Genomic DNA, 417 nt, shown 5'->3' on the forward strand with positions numbered 1-417 from the left:
GATGTTGGATAAAGAACTCAAAAATTCCCCGTTCTTTTTCTCATCTCCACAAAACTCGATGCTTTGTGTAGGTATCAAAACAAGCTTGACTCGCGCCATACCTTTCTCGAAACTGGCAAGCACCGCTGAAGAATTACTAGAAAGAGCTAAAACACCAGAAAACGACAACCCGGTGTTATTTGCTACCGTTCCATTCGATGAAAATACACCTACCCAACTTTGCATTCCTAAAACGCTTTATGTTTCAAGCAGTAACCGCGGCCAGAACAATGATAAAAGTGCACCACAAATAGCAAAAGTCGTCTCACCACCAACTGGGGATGAGTATAAAAATGGCGTTTCACATTTACTTGAGCTTTTTAACACCACTGAGCTGTCAAAAGTTGTGCTTTCTCGCTCGGTGAAAATAACTACCAA

At 41.5% G+C, this 417-nt stretch carries 1 pseudogene; it reads left to right on the forward strand.

From position 1 onward, the window contains the following. Positions 1-417, forward strand: a pseudogene (locus IQR33_RS26785) (isochorismate synthase); the annotation flags it as partial.

The sequence above is a fragment of the Vibrio sp. OPT46 genome, assembly GCF_015163535.1.
Lineage (GTDB): Bacteria > Pseudomonadota > Gammaproteobacteria > Enterobacterales > Vibrionaceae > Vibrio > Vibrio alginolyticus.